Here is a 17,135-nt window from a genome sequence, read left to right as displayed (position 1 = left end):
GCACGCGAAACCTACTTCGCGACAACCACTGGAATCCCGCGCAACTGCCCAGCGCCCTTCACCTCATCCAACGACTGACGCACCGCCGCGCTGGTCGCCGGATCGATCTGCAAGCGAGCCGCCAGATCACGCTCGCCGCGCTTCACACCCGCCAGATTCGCCAGCTTCACATGACCGTAACCGCGCACACGCGCATGCAGATCGGCGAGCTTCGCGACGTCTTCCAGCGTAGTCGTATCGAGCTTCGCGAACGCACGTTGCAGCGTGGTTTCGTAATCGCCGGCCAGGTCGCGTTCCATCTTGCGTTCCAGCGTACGGCCGAACGGATCGAGCATCGTGCCGCGCAGGCCACGCCATTTCGCCATCATGCCGAGTACCGGCCACATCCATTGACCGAAAACTTTCTTGGTCGGATTCTTGCCGTGCTGCGGACGCGCGATGGTCGGCGGCGCGAGGTTGAACTTGATGCCGAAGTCCTTGCCGGCCACGCCTTCGAATTGCGCTTCGAGCGCTTCGCGGAACGCCGTGTCGGTATGCAGACGCGCGACTTCGTATTCGTCCTTCACCGCGAGCAGACGGTAGAACGTCGTCGCGACCGCACGCGTCACGCGCTCGCTTTTTGCATCGACGGCGGTTTCGGCGCGGCGTGCCGCATCGACCAGCGTGCGATAACGCTTCACGTAGCTGGCGCCGCCGTAAATCTGCAAACGGCCTTCGCGATGCGCGATCAGTTCATCGAGCGTATCGACCTTGACGGCCTGTTTCGCCAGATGCCGCGCTTGCCACAACGCGTCGAGCGCGGCCGGATCTTCCGCGGCCAGACGGCCGATCGAAAACGCCAGTTGATTCATCTGCACCGCGACGTTGTTCAATTCGATCGCGCGCATCATCGCGGCGAACGACACCGGCACCAGACCGAGTTGCCATGCGTAGCCGAGCATCAGAATGTTCGCGCCGATCGTGTCGCCGAGAAAACGCGTAGCGAGTGCCTGAGCGTCGCAGGTCGACATGCGTTCCGCACCGGCCGCGTGACGCATCTTGTCGATCAGCGCGTCGGCGTGCAGCGTCGCGTCCGGGTTCGTCACGAAGGTCGCGTTCGGAATTGCATGCGTGTTCACGACGATGCGCGTGCGGCCGTGACGCACCGTTTGCAGCGCATCGGCGCTCGCGCCGACCACCATGTCGCAGGCGAGCAGCACGTCGGCCTGCTGCGTGTCGATACGCACCTGGTTCAACCATTCGTCACGTGCGGCGAAGCGTACGAACGACAGCACCGAGCCACCCTTCTGCGCGAAGCCCATGAAGTCGAGCACCGACGCGCTTTTGCCTTCCAGATGCGCGGCCATGCTGATCAACGCGCCGACCGTCACGACGCCCGTGCCGCCCACACCGGTCACGAGAATGTCGTAGGGCGCGGCGTCCAGATGCGTCGCGGGAATCGGCAACGTGTCGATGCGCGCGGCCAGCGCTTGCGGATCGAACGCGGCGCCTGCGGCCTTTTTCAGCTTGCCGCCTTCCACGGTGACGAAGCTCGGGCAAAAACCGTTCACGCACGAAAAGTCTTTGTTGCACGACGATTGATCGATCCGGCGCTTGCGTCCCAACGCCGTTTCGACCGGCTCGACCGACAGGCAATTCGACTGCACGCCGCAATCGCCGCAGCCTTCGCAAACTTCCTCGTTGATGAAGAGGCGTTTGTCCGGGTCGGGAAACTCACCTTTTTTCCGGCGACGGCGTTTTTCCGCGGCACAGGTCTGGTCGTAGATCAGCACGGTCACGCCGTCGGTGTCGCGCAAGTCGCGCTGCACGGTGTCCATTTCGCTGCGATGGTGGAACGTCGTGCCCTTCGGAAACAGATCGTGATGGCCGTCGTATTTCTCCGGCTCGTCGCTTACCACGACGAAGCGCGACACGCCTTCGGCTTCCACCTGACGCGCGATCTGCGGCACCGAGATGCTGCCGTCCACGGGCTGGCCGCCGGTCATCGCGACCGCGTCGTTATAGAGAATCTTGTACGTGATGGTGGTTTTCGCGGCCACGGCCTGGCGGATCGCGAGAATGCCCGAATGGAAGTACGTGCCGTCGCCGAGATTCTGGAACACGTGGCGCGTTTTCGTGAACATCGAATGCGAGGCCCAGTCCACGCCTTCGCCGCCCATCTGGATCAGACCGGTGGTGTCGCGCTCCATCCACGACGCCATGAAGTGACAGCCGATGCCCGCGTGCGCGATCGAGCCTTCCGGCACTTTCGTCGACGTGTTGTGCGGGCAGCCCGAGCAGAAGTACGGCGTGCGCTTCACGCTGTCCGCGGCGTTCGAAAGAATATGCGGCGCGACCAGCTCGACCACGCGGTCGCGACGGTCCAGCGCCGGCTTGTGCTTCGCGAGCCAGTCCGCGAACACCGGCAGAATGCGCGAGGGCCGCAATTCGCCGAGCGACGACAGCAGCAGCGTGCCGTCTTCGGCGTTCTTGCCGACGACGATTGGCCGCGTGCCTTGCGTGCGGTTGTACAGATAGTCTTTGATCTGCTGTTCGATGACCGGGCCTTTCTCCTCGATCACCAGCACTTCGGACAAACCGGAGACGAACGCGTCGATCCGCGTCATCTCCAGCGGAAACGACAGGCCGACCTTGTAGATCCGCACGCCGGCCGCTTCCAGGTCCGCGACCGTCAGATCGAGACGCCGCAGCGTTTCCATCAGGTCCAGATGCGCCTTGCCGCAGGTCACGATCCCCACGTTCGCGAGCGGGCTCGGTGCGATCCATTTGTCGATGCTGTTCACGCGCGCGAAGTGACGCACCGCGTCGAGCTTCGCGTGCATCCGCGATTCGATGGTCAGGCTCGGCAGATCCGGCCAGCGGTTATGCAGGCCGCCGGCGGGCGTGACGAAATCTTGCGGGACAGCCCACTCGGTTTGCAGCGCGTCGAGATCGACCGTCGAGCCCGATTCGACCGTTTCGGAGATCGCCTTGTAGCCGACCCAGGCGCCCGAGAAGCGCGACATCGCCCAGCCGTACAGGCCGAATTCGAGCATGTCGGCGATATTCGACGGATTCACCACCGGCATATGCCATGCCATCAGCGCGAAGTCGCTCTGATGCGGCATGGACGACGACACGCAGCCGTGGTCGTCGCCCGCCACCACCAGCACGCCGCCGTGCGGCGACGAGCCGTACGCGTTGCCGTGCTTGAGCGCGTCGCCCGCGCGGTCCACGCCCGGGCCCTTGCCGTACCACATCGCGAACACGCCTTCGACGGTGCGCTCCGGGTCCGATTCCACCCGCTGCGTGCCGAGCACGGCGGTGCCGCCGAGTTCTTCGTTGATCGCGGGCAAAAAGCGAATATCACTCGCCGCGAGCAGTTTTTTCGCTTTCCACAACTGCTGGTCGACCATGCCGAGCGGCGAGCCGCGATAGCCGCTGATAAAGCCGGCGGTGTTCATGTCGCGCGCCTTGTCGGCGGCGCGCTGCATCAACACCAGCCGCACCAGAGCCTGCGTGCCGGTCAGGAAGATCCGGCCGCGCGTCGCGGTGAGGTTGTCGGACAGCTTGTAGTCGGCGAGAGCGGGCGTGCCGTCGATGGGCAGGCGAGCGGTCATGGGTGAGTCTCCAATATTTTGCATCCGCGCGCGGTGGTGGGGACCACGGAGGTGACGCAGCGAAAGAGACTCTATTTTTTAGCGCCGATTAGAGTGAATTTTTTCTAGTTTGATGAGCATGCAACGAATGGGCGAGAAGAGCCGCGCGTTTTAATGAAGTTTTGAGGTGGATCTTCCACGCGGCAAGCGGATTCGGGTATGCCCTGGTGCGTTTGAGCGCTGCTCAATACCCGGTCCAGACGGCCAATGCCAGCGCGCCGCCCGACAGCAGCAACAGCACGACGAACAACGGCAGGATGAAGCGCAGCCACTGGCCGAAGCCCACGCGCGCGGTGGCGAGATAGGCGAGCAGCATGCCCGAGGTGGGCGTCACCATGTTGGTCAAACCGCCGCCGAGCACGAACGCGAGCACGGAGGTTTGTCCGCTCACACCGGACAACTGCGCGATCGGCCCGATGATCGGCATGCTGACGGCGGCCTTGCCCGATACGGAAGGAATGAAGACGTCGAGCACCATCTGCACGGCCATCAAGCCGTTGGCGACCCACACGGCGGATTGGCCGCGCGCAAGCCGCGTGAAGTGATCGATCAGCGTGTCGAGCACGAGACTGTTCTGCAGAATCAGTTCGACCGATGCCGCGAGTCCGATCAGCAGTCCCGCGAGAATCATGCTCTTCATCCCGTCGACGAACGCGTCGGCCGCGCTGCGCGAATCGAGCCGGCCCACCACCGCCGTGACGATGCTGATAAACACGTAGAACGCGGACAACTCCACGTTGCCCCAATGCAGTTCGCGCGTGCCGATCACCAGCATCGCGGCGGCGACGCTCAGGACCAGCAGCGTCGCTTTATGGCGACGCGAAAGCCGCGCGTGCGGATGTGCTTCAAGGCTCGCGCGCGCAGCGGCCAGCCGGTACCCGCTCAACCGCACATGCGCGAGCAGATACAGAATGCCGAGCGTCATGAACACGACGAACACGCCGATCCGCATGCCGATGCCGCTAAACAGCGGCACGCCGACGATCGGCTGCGCGACCGCGAGCGAGAGCGGGTTGGTCACCGACGCGATATAGCCGATCTTCGCCGCGATCGCCACGAGCGCGACCGCGAACAGATTCGATAGCCCGAGGCGGCGCGTCAGCACCATCACCATCGGAATGATCACGAGGTATTCGGAGATGAAGCCGAGCAGTGTGCTGCCGAGCCCGATCAGCAGCATCAGCAGCGGCGCGAGCACGTAGACGTTGCCGGCGGTGAGCTGCAACAGCCGGTCGATGCCCGCGTCCACCACGCCGGTTTTGCGCATCACGCCGAACATGCCGCCGACGAACATCACCATGAAGATCAGCGGCGCGTTCTTGATCAAGCCATTCGGCACCGCGACGAAGGCGGACACCAGACTGGCCGGCGCGGCCTGATCCGCCGTACTTTTGCTGACGGACGGCGCGACCAGCGTGGCGAGGCTGTGGCTTTTCGGCACGACGCGATAGGTGCCCGGCACGACCAGTTTGTCGTGGCGCTCGAAGCGGCCGGCGTCGATCAGATACGTCAGTGCCACGGCGGCGAGCAGCACCCAGATCATCATCACGACCGGGTGCAGCATCTTGCCGTGCGGTTTCTTTTCTTCTCCACCGGCGCCGTTGCCGGCGTGCCGGTCGTGCGGATGATCGTCGTCGGCGGTGGCGGGCACGGAGGGGGCGAGCGTGGTCATGTGGGGATCCTGTGCGCTCACGCCGGTTGCGCCGCCGCTTGCGGCGCGGTGTAGCCGAGTTCGGCGGAAATCGTGCGGCTGCAGGCCTGCAAACGTTCGAGGTAATCGGGAATCTCGATCCGGCTGATGCGCATTTCCGGCCCCGAGACGCTGATCGCTGCCACGGCCTCGCCGCTCATATCACGCACCGGCACCGAAATCGCGACGGCGCCCGCCGTCACTTCGCCAACGCTCACCGCGTAGCCTTTACGCGCGATCGCATCCAGTTCGTCGACCAGCTTCATCAGATCGGGCGGCTGCGGCAGCTTCTTAAGACGCGCGAGGTATTCGGTCTTGACCGCGTCCGGCGCGAACGCCAGCAGAATCCGGCCCGACGCGCCGCTATTGAGCGAGCGACGATTGCCGACCGCGCCGATGGTGCGCATTTCATGCGTGGTTTCGCAACGCGCGACGCACACCGTCTCCAACCCTTCGCGCACACGCAGCACGACGTTTTCGTTGATGGCCTGGTTGAGCACGAGCATGTGCTTCTGCGCCGAGCGCACCAGCGTGTTCTGCTGCGCGGCGGCGACGCCGATCACGAAAGCCTGCGGCCCGAGCGAGTAGGTCGACGCGCGCGTGTCCTGCACGACGAAGCGATGCAGTTCGAGCGTACACAGCATCCGGTACGCGCGCGATTTGTTGATGCCGAGTTGATTGGCGAGTTCGGTGACGCCCAGACCCGGATGTTCGGCGACATGGCTGAGCAGCTTCAGCGCACTGTCGACGGAATCGACGATGTAGTTCACGGTCATTCCTTCATTGCGCCGCGCGCGGCGCGGCTAGTTGCGCGCGCACGTAATCGGCGAGCGCGGCGACGAAGGCGTCGAGCGCGCGTTTGAGCGTGTCGAAGCCGGCGTGTTTGACGAACGCGGCTTCGTCCATATACAGCCCGCGATTCAGTTCGATCTGGATGCTGTGGCGCCGCCGTGCCGGATCGCTGACGGCGGTGAGCAAATCGCCGCCCTGATACGGCTCGTTCACCTGCACGCGATAACCGGCGTGGCTGAAGTAGTCGGCGACCCATTGCGTGAACGCCGGGTCGGCGGTGCTGCCGAGGCGGTCGCTGATCACGAAGTCGGGGCGCGCCGCGCCCGCGTCGACGTTCATTTCGTTGCCGCGCGATTTCATCGAATGACAGTCGACGTGCCACAACGCGCCGTGTTCCGCGACCGCGCGTTCGGCGGCGGCGGCGAGCGCCGCGCGATACGGCCGGTAGTACGCGTCGATTCGATGCCGCACCTCGGCCACGGAGAGCTTGCGGTCGTACATCGGCAGGTTCGGCAGCGCGTCGCGGCGGATCAGACCCATGCCGCGCAACGTGTACTTCTCCGGCGCGAGCGGTTCGGGCCACGGCTCGTCGAGCAACTGCGCGTCGATGTCGCCGATCGCGCGGTTCGGGTCGATGTAGGCGCGCGGGAAATGCGCGCCGATCAGCACGCCGCCCTGCTCGGGCACGGCGCTCCACAACTCGTCGACGAAGGCGTCCCACGAACTGTGGATCGCGGACAGCGGCGCGCAGGCGCCGAAGTTGGCCGGCAGCGCGATGCCGCTATGCGGCGAATCGAACAGGATCGGCAGCCGCGCGCCGGCAGGTTCGGCGACGAAGTACGGCGCAGAAGCAGGCACGGAAGCAGGCGCGGCAAAAGTGTTGCTGGCGGACGTCAAAGCAAATTCCTTTCGGGTGGCCGACGCGCTGTAAAAGGCCGTCTTGACCGGGATAAGTGTGAGTCGTGTTTTATTAAATAAAACAGCATATCAATATTTAACGACGAACCTTATTGTTGGTCAAGTGAGTCGTTAAAAGCCTTGCTATCCGGGTCCTTGAATATCAGCGCCTTTATGGGTAAGACTTTGCGCCGTATTGGCTATTAAAACCCCCAGCACCAGCCATTAGCGTCAATGCGGGCAAACCAGTATTTTTATCGAACCTTGACCGGGCAATTTTGCTTTTCGAATAATAAACGATACGTTGTTTTATTCAATAAAACATAGAAGCCAGGGCGATTTATCCGATGAATACCGGCTTCGGCGTGCGAGCTCACACACTCACAACAAAGGAACGCAGATGAACAGCAAAGGTTTGGCGATGACGCTCGCGGGCGCGGGGATCGGTGCGGCGCTATGCGGTAACGCGATGGCGCAGTCGAGCGTGACGTTGTACGGCATCGTCGACGCGGGCTTCACCTACACGAGCAACCAGAAAGGCAGTGCGACGTATCAGGCGACCGGCGGCAACGAACAGGGCACGCGCTGGGGCATGGTGGGCACGGAAGACCTGGGCGGCGGCAACACGGCGATCTTCAAACTGGAGAACGGCTTCAACATCGAAACCGGCACGGCCAGCGCGAACGGCCGCATGTTCGGTCGGCAGGCGTGGGTCGGTTTGTCGAATCCGCGCTGGGGGACGTTCACGATGGGTCGGCAGTACAACGCCGCGCAGGATTCGCTGGCGCCGTTGCAGATCGGTGCGAGTACCTCGCTGACGCAGTACGCGCTGCATCCGTTCGATACCGACGACCTGAACAACTCGTTTCGCACCGACAACTCGGTGAAATACGTGACGCCGACGCTGGCCGGCTTCCAGGGCAACGCAATGTACGGCTTTTCCAACTCGACGAACTTTGCGGCGAACCGGAGCTGGAGCGTGGGCGGCACGTATGCACAAGGTCCGTTGCGGGTGGGCGTGGCGTATGTGGTGCTCGACAACCCGGCGCTCGACACGACCGGCGCGATTCCGTCGGACAACTACTTCACCTTCCTGAAGGGCATCACGAAGCAGCAGATCTGGGGCGCCGCGAGCACCTACGATTTCGGTAACGCGACCTTCGGCCTGTTGTACACGAGCTCGCTGTTCAATCTGCAAACGGGCGGGTCGCAGCGCTTCAACAACTACGAAGGCAGCTTCCGCTATCGGTTCACGCCGTCGGTGCTGTTCGCGCTCGGCGAAACCTACACGCAGGTTCATACGACGCAAGGCGCCACGCCGAGCGTGCATTATCTGCAGACCAGCGCGGGCGTGCAGTACTACCTGTCCAAGCGGACCGATCTGTATGTGAACGCGATCTATCAGCGGTCGTCTGCGAATGCGGTGGCGGCGATAGAGGGGATCAGCAATCCGTCGAGTGCGCGCACGCAGGTGGTGGGCGTGGTGGGGATTCGCCAGAAGTTCTGAGGGCGGGGCCGCGTAACGCGTGGCATCTCATCGGCGCAACGTGATCGGCGTAATCCGAGCGCGTTGCGCGGTTTATTGCCCTTTGGTTTTGGCCACATTAACGACATTAACCGCGAGCGGCGCCGCGTCGAGCGGCACGATCTCGTCGAAGTGCGCATAGTCGATGTGGCTCACGCCGTCACGCTCGCTCATGATGTCGACGAAACGGTAGTGCCAGCGAATCTGATCGCAGCTCCACATGTGGCGCGCCTGCATGGTTTGCGAGGTCGATTCGTCAACGCCTTCGAGCGTCAGCACCAGCGACGTATCGCTGCCCTTGAGCGACTCAGCGGTCTCACCGAATAGCGGGCTGCTTTCGTGGATGATATGCATCAGGCTCCAGCCGAGTTTGAAAACCGGATGCTGATCGCGCACTAGCGTCAGGTCGTAGAGCTTGCGCAGCACAAAACCTTCGACAGTGGTTTCCTTGCGCAAAATGCGCAGCCTCGCGTGGGCCTCTGCGATCACGTTTTGACGCCCGTTGGCCGAGCGCACCATCAGCGTCATATGGCCGTCGAGCGGCCGGATGATCGCGTAGCGGGCAAACATGATCTTGGCGTGCGGCCGCGAAAAGCGCGCGAAGATCAGCCCGGTCGCCAACGCGACGCTGGACATGCCGAAGAAAATTTCGAGCGTCGCGATCCAGTGCGCGTAGACGGTTTGCGGATGCATGTCACCATAGCCGACAGTCGCCAGCGTCTCGACGCTAAAAAAGAAAGCGCCGCCGAAACCCTGCGGATACTGATTGGCGATCGGCGCTTTGCCGAGCATGTACAGGCCGGCGAACGCCGTGTTGAGCAGCAGGAACAGCACCGCGAGCGAGGCGAAGAACATCGGCCAGCGCGCCACCACCGCGCGATGGTAGAGATCCTGCCAGAGCGGCGTTGGCATGCCGTGCGCAATGATCACGCGATCGTCGAGACGTAATTCGCGGCTGCCGCGCGCGCGGCGCTTCGGCGCGCTCTCCTTGGCGTCGCCAAGGCCGGCCATTCGGTCTGACGGTTCGGTAGCCATCACCTGCTCGTGGGATATGAAAACGCGCAAAGCGTAGCACGCCGTTTCGCGAGTGCAATGCCGCGATGCCGCAACTCTTGATCCACGTTCCGCGCACCGCTTGGGGCGGTCGGAACGTGTTTGCCGGCAGCTTACGGAAACGCCCGCGGCTTCGGAATGCCCGCGCCGTGTTCGATATCGTCGACGGCTTGCTGATGCGCTGCGGCGATCGCTTCGGTCGCGTCGCCGTAGCCGTTATCGCCACCCACGGTCGTCCACGATTTCACCGCGTTGTCGCGATGGCGGATTTCGTATTCCGCGTCCCAGCGTGCGCCGTTGAGTTCGAGAGGGCGGACGTGTATCGAGTACACGCCGTAGAGGAAGAGCTGTTCCGCCATGATCGCCTCCAGCCGGTTGGATCAAGGTGGCGCGGCGCGCTTCGGCGCGCGCGGCGCCGGACTGCCTAGAGTTCGATGCTGCCGAGAATGCGGTGAGCGAGCGCCTTGGCTTCTTCGAGCGCTTCTTCCGGCGTCGACGAGGTGGCGTCCACTTCGTAGACCGTGGTTTCCTGATCGGCGGTGACGTCGCCTTCGTCGCGGGAGAGTGTGACCACGCCCTGCCAGGTGTCGCTTTGTACTTCTTTTATCGACGCCGTGGCCGTGTAGATGCCTTTGGTGTAGGTGATGTCTTCCATGACGACGCTCCTGGTTCCAAAGGTTACGGATTTTTCATCGTAGCACGATGACGGAGCGCCGGCTTTCGCGCTGGCGGCGCGCCTTGTCAGTGACAATGCACGCCGCACAAGGCAGCAGAATTACAGCAGCGCGACGACTTCATCGAGCGTGGGCGCGTGCGCGCCGGCATGGCGGCAGGCCGCCGCGCCGGCTGCCAGCGCGAACGCCAGATGCTCGGGCCACGCACGCTGCGGCGCCGTCATCAGGCTGAACAGCAGGCCGCCGATCGACGCGTCGCCCGCACCGACCGTGTCGACCACTTCGACGCGCGGTGGCCGCGCTTCGACCAGCATCGCGCCGTCAATCAACAGGGCCGTTTCCGGTCCGCGCGTGACCAGCACGGTGGCGGCCGGATTCATGGCTTGCAGTTGCGCGAGCGCGGCGGCTTCGTCGTTGGTCTTGAACAGCAGACGCAAATCTTCGTCGGAGACCTTGATCAGATCGGCGAGCGCGGCCATCTTGCGCAAGGTCGGCTCGTAGCCGTGTTCCATCAGATTGCGGTAGTTCGGATCGAAGCTGATCTTCACGCCTTGCGAACGCAACTGCGCCGCGAGCGCCGCGAGCGTGTCGCCGAGCGGCTGACGCACGAGGCTGATGCAGCCGAAGTGCGCCCACTTCACCTGCTCGCTCCAGCCGGCCGGCAAGTGCGCCGGATCGAAGGCCAGATCGGCGCCGTTTTCGCCCATGAAAAAGTATGCGGGCGGATGCGTCTGATGCACGATCGCCAGCAACGGCGGCCGCGTGACGCGCTGCATGAAACGCATGTCGAGCCCGGCGGCGACGCTCGCGTTCCACAGTTCGTCGGAGAAATTGTCGACGCCGAGCGAGCCGGCGCAGGCGGTCGGCAAACCGAGCCGCGCGACGCAGCGCGCCACGTTCCAGCCGGCGCCGCCCGGCCGCGACAGCCATTGCGAGGTGCCGGTGCGCACGAGATCGGTGAGGATGTCGCCGGCCGAGACGAACAGCGGGAATTCGGCGTTTGCGTTGGCTTGGCTCATTTCGTGTGCTCCGCGGATTCGGCTGCAGCGGCGGCCGCGCCGTCGGACAGGGCGTGCGCGAGCACTTCGTAGCACGCGCCCATGGTGTGGTAGTCGGTCTTGCCGGCCGGACTCTTTTCGTCGCTGTATTTGCGGTTGTCGCAGGTGAGGATGCGATACCACGCACCGTACTTGTGATCGACGAAATGCGCCCAGCTATAGCGCCAGATCTCGTCGTACCAGTCCCAGAAACGCTCGTTACCGGTGCGCTTGCCGAGCAGCGCGGCGGTCGCGAAGGTTTCGGCCTGGACCCAGAAATACTTGTCGTGGTCGCACACGGTGCCGTCCGGGCCGAAGCCGTAGTAGAGGCCGCCATGGTCTTCGTCCCAGGCGTGCGTCATGGCGGCGTCGAACAGTTCGACCGCGCGCGGCAACAGCCACGGCAACGGACGGAAGCGTTCGAGAATCAGCAGCAGCTTGGCCCACTCGGTTTGATGCCCCGGCTGGAAGCCCCACGGACGGAAGATGTTCGAACTGTCTTCCTCGTTGTAGTGCCAGTCGACCGACCAGTCCGCGTGAAAGTGCTCCCACACCAGGCCTTGCGAAAGCTTCGCCTGACGCAGCGTGATATTCGACGCGACCCGTTCGGCGCGATCCAGATAGACCAGATGGCCGGTCGCTTCATGCGCGGCGAGCAACGCCTCGGTGGTGTGCATGTTCGCGTTCTGGCCACGGTACGAACTGACGCGCCATTCGGGCGACGCTTCGTCGGCGTAGAGGCCGGCCGCGGCGTCCCAGAAGCGGTGCTCCATCAATTCGAAGGTCGCGCCGATCATCGGCTTCGCTTCTTCGACACCGGCCATCGCCGCATGCGAATACGCGAGCAGCACGAACGCGAGGCCGTAACAGTGGCGCGTGGCGTCGAGCGTGCGCTTGTGGCCGTCGCGCCATTCGAGTTCCCAGTCGTAGCCTTCGTGCTGGGCGTCCCAATGCGCCTCACGCAGAAAACGCAGACCGTGGCGCGCGTACTCGAGATGCTGCGGGTCGCCGAACTGGCGATACGCCATTGCGTAGTTGAACACGTAGCGGCAACTGCTCACCAGATGCCGCGTGGTCCTGTCGTAGATCGACCCGTCGTCGCGGAAAAAATGGAAGAAGCCGCCGCTCGGATCGAACACGTTCGGCGCGTAAAAACGCAGCGTGTCCTCTACGTGCGCGAGCAGAAACTCGCGGCTGCGGAAATCGTCGACGGACGGCGCGGCAACGCCGTTGGCGGGATGAAGCGAATCGGATTGCGTCATGGCGTTTTCACCAAAGTACTGGCTCGGGCAATGAGATGGACGGGCAAACGGACTTCGAGTTCGGCAGGGGCGTCTTCGAGCAGCAACTCGACGCCGCGCCGGCCGAGCGCTTCCTTGTCGACCGAGATGGTCGACAGCGGCGGGGTAGCATGCGCGGCGGCGGGAATGTCGTCGAAGCCGATGATGGCAATGTCCTCGGGTACGCGCAGGCCGCGCGCGAGGCACGCGCGCAGCGCGGCGAGCGCGGCGGCGTCGTTGTACGCAAACACCGCGTCGGGGTGCGGGCCTCGCGCGTCGAGCAACTGATGCATGGCGCGCGCGGCGCCGCTGTCGGGGTCGAGGCCGGCGTCGATCGTGAGTTCCAGCGACGGATCGAACAGCAGCCCCGCTTCGAAAAACGCGCGCCGGTAACCGAGCGCGCGTTGCGCGATGCTGAAGTGCGCGAGCGAGCCGCCGATAAACGCGACGCGCTTGCGCTGCTGCGCGAACAGATGCCGCATGGCGAGGGTGGCGCCGGCGGCGTTGTCGAGATTCACCGAGCGCAAGCCCGGCGCCCACAGATCGATCAGCACGAGCGGGCGCTGCATCGCGACCAGCGTGGTGAGCGTTTCGGGCTCGACGAAACCGGCAATCGCCACCGCGTCGGGCGCGTGCAGGCGGAGCTGCTGGATCACGTCTTCGGTAGGACCGGCGGTCAGCACCGACGGCACGATGCCGCGTTCGCGACAGGCGTCTTCGACACCGTGCAGCACGTGCGAAAAGAACGGGCTGACGGCGAAGTTGTTGTGTTGACGGTGCAACAGAAAGGTGAGCCGGCGGATGCGCGGCCGCAATTGCGCGGCGTCATAACCAAGCTGCCGCGCTGCTTCGACGACCCGTTCGCGGGTCGCCTCGGACAACCCCGGCTGGTTTTTCAAGGCGCGTGAGACGGTGCCGATCGACACGCTGGCCGCACGGGCGACGTCGCGGATGGTTGTGGCCATCGAATGAAGCGGCCGCGAGACGGCGACCGCACGGTGTTTGAGTCCGGCGATTGTATAGTAAAACGTGCCTTCGACCGCCGGAAAAACACTCGCATGACACCCGGAGATACCCCTGGGTGTTGAGGTTGGCCCGAAATATGCTGTTTAGTAAAACAAGCTAAACAATGGCGTGAAAGGGCGCTTCAGCCCCGTTTGCTCCCTCTGCCGCCGTCTGGGTCCTTCAGTCGATATGCGCGTGCGCGGCTTCGGCCTGGCCGCGTAGCAAGACCAGGCTTTCGTCCGCGTCGATCAGCACGAAGCCGCTCGCGTCGTGTTTCGCGCGACGCTTGGCCACCGCCGCGACCGACGCGATTTCCTCGCTGTTGTACAGAGACGGGCCGCTGGCCGGTTCGACGCGCACGCAGCCGATCGCCATCGTCACGAACGCGAAGAAGCTCGGATTGCCGCGTCGGTCTTCGCCGTGAATGCCGCCCGCGAGCCGGTCGGCCGGCGCGTAGAAACGCTGCGCGCCTTCGTTGAAGACGTGGATCGCGCGCAGCACGCGCTCCTGCCAGTCGTCGCTCTGGAACAGGATCATGAAATCGTCGCCGCCCACGTGCCCGAGAAAATCGCGGGTCGGGTCGCACACCTCGGCGAGCACGGCCGCGGCGAATTTCAGCACCTCGTCGCCTTGCCAGTAACCGTACTGGTCGTTGAACGGCTTGAAGTGGTTCAGATCGACGTAGCACGCGTGAAAGGCCGCGTCGTTGCCCAGCAGGCGGGCAATGTGCGAGCTGATCGGTATGTTGCCCGGCAGGAACGTCAGCGGGTTCGCGTAGCGGGCTGCTTCGATGCGTACCTCGGTCACTGCGCGCACCAGCTTCTCGCCGGTGCCGAGACCCGCGTACTGACCGTTTTCGGTGATGACGAAGCCGTCGGCGAGATAGCGCTGGTCGTCGCTCGCGAGGAGCTGGGCCATCTGCTCGACGGTCATCGACTTTTCGATAATCACCGGCGACGCGTTGGCGAACTGCAGGCAAGGGCGCTTGCCGAATAGCTCGCGGTGATACGGCAGCGCGTAACGGTCCATGAAGCTGCGGCGGTTGATCAGCGCGACCGGCTGGTCGTTCTCGACCACGGCGACCGCGTGCAGATCGGGCAGGCGGTTGAACAGTTCGAGCACGTCGTTGTTGGTGGCGTGACGCGGCAACGCGGGCGCATGCACCAGCATTTTCGCCGACGCCATGCCGCCCGACGGCGACGCGCTGCTCACCGCGCGCGTGGTCTCGGGGAACACGGCGATGTGATTGGCGCGCAAGGCATCGCGCGCGTCGTCGCTCAGCTTGCGCGCCGGGTGCGCATGCGGACGGCCGAAGAAATAGCCCTGCCCACAGCCGATCCCCATGTCGCGCACGACGATCAGATCCGCCTCGTTCTCGATGCCCTCGGCCACCAGTTGCGCGCCGCTCGCGTTGGCGAAATGCTGCATCGCGCGCACGGCCTCGAACTTGAGCGGATCGCTCGCAATGTCGTGGATGAAGAAGCGGTCGATCTTCACCACGTCCGGTTGCAGACGCACCCACAGATTCATGCTGGCGTTGGCCGTGCCGTAATCGTCGAGCGCGAATTGCGCGCCTGCCGCGCGCAGCGTCGATATCACCGGCAGGAAGCTGGCTACGTCCGGAATCGAGCTCTGTTCGGTCAGCTCGATCACGAGCCGCTGTGGATCGACGCCGCGGTGCCGCAGCAAAGCGAGTGTGTCGTCGCGCGCTTCGGCGAGTTGACGCATCGCGCCCGCGCTGAAATTGAGGAACAGCTTGCCGTCGTAATCAAGCTTCGCGAAGGCTTCGATGCAGGTGCGCGCGGCGGCCTGTTCGAGCGCAATCGCGCAGCCTTCGGCGAGCGCTTGCGAGAACAGGGCGAAGGGCGTTTCGAGTGGCGTGCCCGCCGGACCGCGAATCAAACCTTCGTAGCCGAGGATCGCGCCGTCGTCGAAATCGATGATCGGCTGGAATACAGCGAACAGATCACGCCGGGCGATCAACTCCTCGATGCGCGGCGCGGCGGATCGGGAGGGCGAGCGAAGTTGCATGGCAGTAGGCGTAGCAAGAGACGTTCGGCTTATCGGCGCGGCCGGCGCAGAGTTAAGTGAATTTTTAGTGACGCGACGCACTGGCGTGGTGCGTGTCCTGGATGCCAGGACGAGCCGGGCTTTAGGCCCGGCCAGGACTCGGCTTATGCCATCCGGCTGAGGCGACAGCGAGGGCGTTTGCGCGTGAAATAACAAAAAAGCCGCACGAGGCGGCTTTCTTCGAATCACGCTCAGGGAGGGCGCTTATGAATGTCCTGTTTGCATTGCGCGCGTATTTACCGCCGGGCCATGGCGGCGGCGGATCCTTTGCTCGCGGCGGCGCGGGTTTCGCCGCTGGTGTCGCGAGCGCCCCAGCGCTGCGCGAGCGCGGCGCACACCATCAACTGGATCTGGTGGAACAGCATCAGCGGCAACACCACGGCGCCCACCGCATGCGAGGAGAAGATCACCTTGGCCATCGGCACGCCGGCGGCGAGGCTTTTCTTCGAGCCGCAGAAGATGATGGTGATCTGGTCGGCGCGATTGAAGCCGAGCCGCTTGCTGACGAAGATCGTCACGGCCAGCGCCAGCGCGAGCAGCACCACGTTGATCAGCAGCAGGCCGCCGAGCGCGGACAGCGGAATCTGATGCCACAGGCCTTCGTTCACCGCCTCGCTGAACGCGCCATACACCACCAGCAGGATCGAACCCTGGTCGACGAACTTCAGCACGCCGCGATGACGCTCGATCCACTTGCCGATCAGCGGGCGCAGCAACTGCCCGGCCACGAACGGCACCAGCAGTTGCAGCACGATATCGCCCACCGTATGCCACGGCGAACTGCCGCCCGCCGCCTGATTGGTGACGACGACACTGACGAGCGCGGGCGTGATGAAGATGCCGAGGAGACTCGAGGCCGACGCGCTACACACAGCAGCCGGCACATTGCCCTTGGCGATGGAGGTGAACGCGATCGACGACTGAACTGTAGAAGGCAGCGTGCAGAGGAAGAGGACCCCCGCATAGAGCGCCGGCGTGACAAGTGGCGAAAGCAGCGGCTTCAGCGCGAGGCCGAGCAGCGGAAACAGCGCGAAGGTACTGAGCAGCACGACCAGGTGAAGCCGCCAATGCGTCGCACCCGCAACAATCGCTTCGCGTGAGAGTTTCGCGCCGTGCAGGAAGAACAGCAGGCCGACCGCTACGTTCGTCAGCCAGTTGAAGCCGACGGCGGCCTGCCCGTGAACCGGCAGCAAGCTGGCAAGGATCACCGTGCCGACGAGGCATAAGGTGAAGTTGTCGGGGAGCAGTTTCGGGCGGGCCATGGCGGAATCTCAATTCGGTGATGCGGATGCGGACACTGCGCCGGAAGCGCGCGCGAAGGCCCGCCTCTGGCTGTGGCAAAAGGCTATTGTTATTTTATATCGATTAAAAATGCAAATTCATTTGCCGAATTGATTAATGAGAAAGGCGCATCAACAGGACGGAGCGGTGAGCGCTGGGCCGGCGTTGGTCTTCACGTTTTCAGTATTGGCGA

Annotated in this window: 14 protein-coding genes; 2 read left to right on the top strand and 12 right to left on the bottom strand. The window is 63.9% G+C overall.

Features of this window, described 5'->3' with window-relative positions:
- Positions 1-11 precede the first annotated feature (11 nt).
- The 4 genes from FA94_RS18640 to FA94_RS18625 form a co-directional block, all read right to left on the bottom strand.
- Positions 12-3,599 carry an indolepyruvate ferredoxin oxidoreductase family protein gene (locus FA94_RS18640; protein ID WP_035553906.1) on the bottom strand — a complete coding sequence of 1,196 codons (3,588 nt, stop codon included), beginning with the start codon at positions 3,597-3,599 and terminating at the stop codon, positions 12-14.
- A gap of 223 nt (positions 3,600-3,822) precedes the next feature.
- On the bottom strand, positions 3,823-5,310 hold the full coding sequence (locus FA94_RS18635) for a YfcC family protein (protein WP_035553904.1): 1,488 nt from the start codon (positions 5,308-5,310) through the stop codon (positions 3,823-3,825).
- A gap of 17 nt (positions 5,311-5,327) precedes the next feature.
- Positions 5,328-6,098, bottom strand: a complete 771-nt coding sequence (locus FA94_RS18630) for an IclR family transcriptional regulator (RefSeq protein ID WP_035562481.1) — start codon at positions 6,096-6,098, stop codon at positions 5,328-5,330.
- Between the two features lie 10 nt (positions 6,099-6,108).
- Positions 6,109-7,017 carry an N-formylglutamate amidohydrolase gene (locus tag FA94_RS18625; RefSeq protein WP_502690839.1) on the bottom strand — a complete coding sequence of 303 codons (909 nt, stop codon included), beginning with the start codon at positions 7,015-7,017 and terminating at the stop codon, positions 6,109-6,111.
- Positions 7,018-7,417: 400 nt separating this feature from the next.
- Here FA94_RS18625 and FA94_RS18620 point away from each other — a divergent pair, with 400 nt between their 5' ends.
- The gene (locus FA94_RS18620; RefSeq protein WP_035553900.1) at positions 7,418-8,524 is read left to right on the top strand and encodes a porin; all 1,107 of its coding nucleotides are present in this window, start codon (positions 7,418-7,420) and stop codon (positions 8,522-8,524) included.
- A gap of 72 nt (positions 8,525-8,596) precedes the next feature.
- Here FA94_RS18620 and FA94_RS18615 read toward each other — a convergent pair whose 3' ends face one another.
- The 8 genes from FA94_RS18615 to FA94_RS18580 form a co-directional block, all read right to left on the bottom strand.
- Entirely contained in the window at positions 8,597-9,577 is a 981-nt protein-coding gene (locus FA94_RS18615) for an ion channel (RefSeq protein WP_035553898.1), read from the bottom strand.
- A 131-nt stretch (positions 9,578-9,708) separates the two neighbouring features.
- Complete coding sequence (locus FA94_RS18610; RefSeq protein WP_035553895.1) at positions 9,709-9,954, bottom strand: hypothetical protein; 246 nt, start codon at positions 9,952-9,954, stop codon at positions 9,709-9,711.
- A 65-nt stretch (positions 9,955-10,019) separates the two neighbouring features.
- Positions 10,020-10,250, bottom strand: a complete 231-nt coding sequence (locus FA94_RS18605; RefSeq protein ID WP_035553892.1) for a hypothetical protein — start codon at positions 10,248-10,250, stop codon at positions 10,020-10,022.
- Between the two features lie 120 nt (positions 10,251-10,370).
- Positions 10,371-11,288, bottom strand: a complete 918-nt coding sequence (locus tag FA94_RS18600) for a carbohydrate kinase family protein (protein WP_035553890.1) — start codon at positions 11,286-11,288, stop codon at positions 10,371-10,373.
- On the bottom strand, positions 11,285-12,568 hold the full coding sequence (locus FA94_RS18595) for an AGE family epimerase/isomerase (RefSeq protein ID WP_035553889.1): 1,284 nt from the start codon (positions 12,566-12,568) through the stop codon (positions 11,285-11,287). Before FA94_RS18595 ends, FA94_RS18600 begins: the two co-directional genes overlap by 4 nt.
- The gene (locus FA94_RS18590; RefSeq protein ID WP_035553886.1) at positions 12,565-13,551 is read right to left on the bottom strand and encodes a LacI family DNA-binding transcriptional regulator; all 987 of its coding nucleotides are present in this window, start codon (positions 13,549-13,551) and stop codon (positions 12,565-12,567) included. Before FA94_RS18590 ends, FA94_RS18595 begins: the two co-directional genes overlap by 4 nt.
- Positions 13,552-13,771: 220 nt before the next feature.
- Positions 13,772-15,622 (bottom strand): EAL domain-containing protein, encoded by a 1,851-nt coding sequence (locus FA94_RS18585; RefSeq protein ID WP_035553883.1) that lies wholly within the window; start codon positions 15,620-15,622, stop codon positions 13,772-13,774.
- A gap of 275 nt (positions 15,623-15,897) precedes the next feature.
- Positions 15,898-16,923, bottom strand: a complete 1,026-nt coding sequence (locus FA94_RS18580; protein WP_035553881.1) for a bile acid:sodium symporter family protein — start codon at positions 16,921-16,923, stop codon at positions 15,898-15,900.
- On the opposite strand from FA94_RS18580, the gene FA94_RS39775 reads away from it, so the two are divergent.
- Positions 16,922-17,056, top strand: coding sequence for a hypothetical protein (locus FA94_RS39775; RefSeq protein WP_286166023.1), 135 nt, complete (start codon positions 16,922-16,924; stop codon positions 17,054-17,056). The two genes, FA94_RS18580 and FA94_RS39775, sit on opposite strands and share 2 nt — an antisense overlap.
- Positions 17,057-17,135 lie beyond the last annotated feature (79 nt).

This window comes from Burkholderia sp. 9120 (assembly GCF_000745015.1).
Lineage (GTDB): Bacteria > Pseudomonadota > Gammaproteobacteria > Burkholderiales > Burkholderiaceae > Paraburkholderia.
Note: the sequence above shows the minus strand (reverse complement) of the source record. Positions and strands in the feature narration are given on the sequence as shown.

Excerpts from the sequence above, each read along its gene's own strand:
- FA94_RS18640 (WP_035553906.1), bottom strand. The coding sequence starts at position 3,599 with ATGACCGCTCGCCTGCCCATCGACGGCACGCCCGCTCTCGCCGACTAC.
- FA94_RS18635 (WP_035553904.1), bottom strand. The coding sequence starts at position 5,310 with ATGACCACGCTCGCCCCCTCCGTGCCCGCCACCGCCGACGACGATCAT.
- FA94_RS18620 (WP_035553900.1), top strand. The coding sequence starts at position 7,418 with ATGAACAGCAAAGGTTTGGCGATGACGCTCGCGGGCGCGGGGATCGGT.
- FA94_RS18615 (WP_035553898.1), bottom strand. The coding sequence starts at position 9,577 with ATGGCTACCGAACCGTCAGACCGAATGGCCGGCCTTGGCGACGCCAAG.
- FA94_RS18610 (WP_035553895.1), bottom strand. The coding sequence starts at position 9,954 with ATGGCGGAACAGCTCTTCCTCTACGGCGTGTACTCGATACACGTCCGC.
- FA94_RS18605 (WP_035553892.1), bottom strand. The coding sequence starts at position 10,250 with ATGGAAGACATCACCTACACCAAAGGCATCTACACGGCCACGGCGTCG.
- FA94_RS18600 (WP_035553890.1), bottom strand. The coding sequence starts at position 11,288 with ATGAGCCAAGCCAACGCAAACGCCGAATTCCCGCTGTTCGTCTCGGCC.
- FA94_RS18595 (WP_035553889.1), bottom strand. The coding sequence starts at position 12,568 with ATGACGCAATCCGATTCGCTTCATCCCGCCAACGGCGTTGCCGCGCCG.
- FA94_RS18590 (WP_035553886.1), bottom strand. The coding sequence starts at position 13,551 with ATGGCCACAACCATCCGCGACGTCGCCCGTGCGGCCAGCGTGTCGATC.
- FA94_RS18585 (WP_035553883.1), bottom strand. The coding sequence starts at position 15,622 with ATGCAACTTCGCTCGCCCTCCCGATCCGCCGCGCCGCGCATCGAGGAG.
- FA94_RS39775 (WP_286166023.1), top strand. The coding sequence starts at position 16,922 with ATGGCGGAATCTCAATTCGGTGATGCGGATGCGGACACTGCGCCGGAA.
- FA94_RS18580 (WP_035553881.1), bottom strand. The coding sequence starts at position 16,923 with ATGGCCCGCCCGAAACTGCTCCCCGACAACTTCACCTTATGCCTCGTC.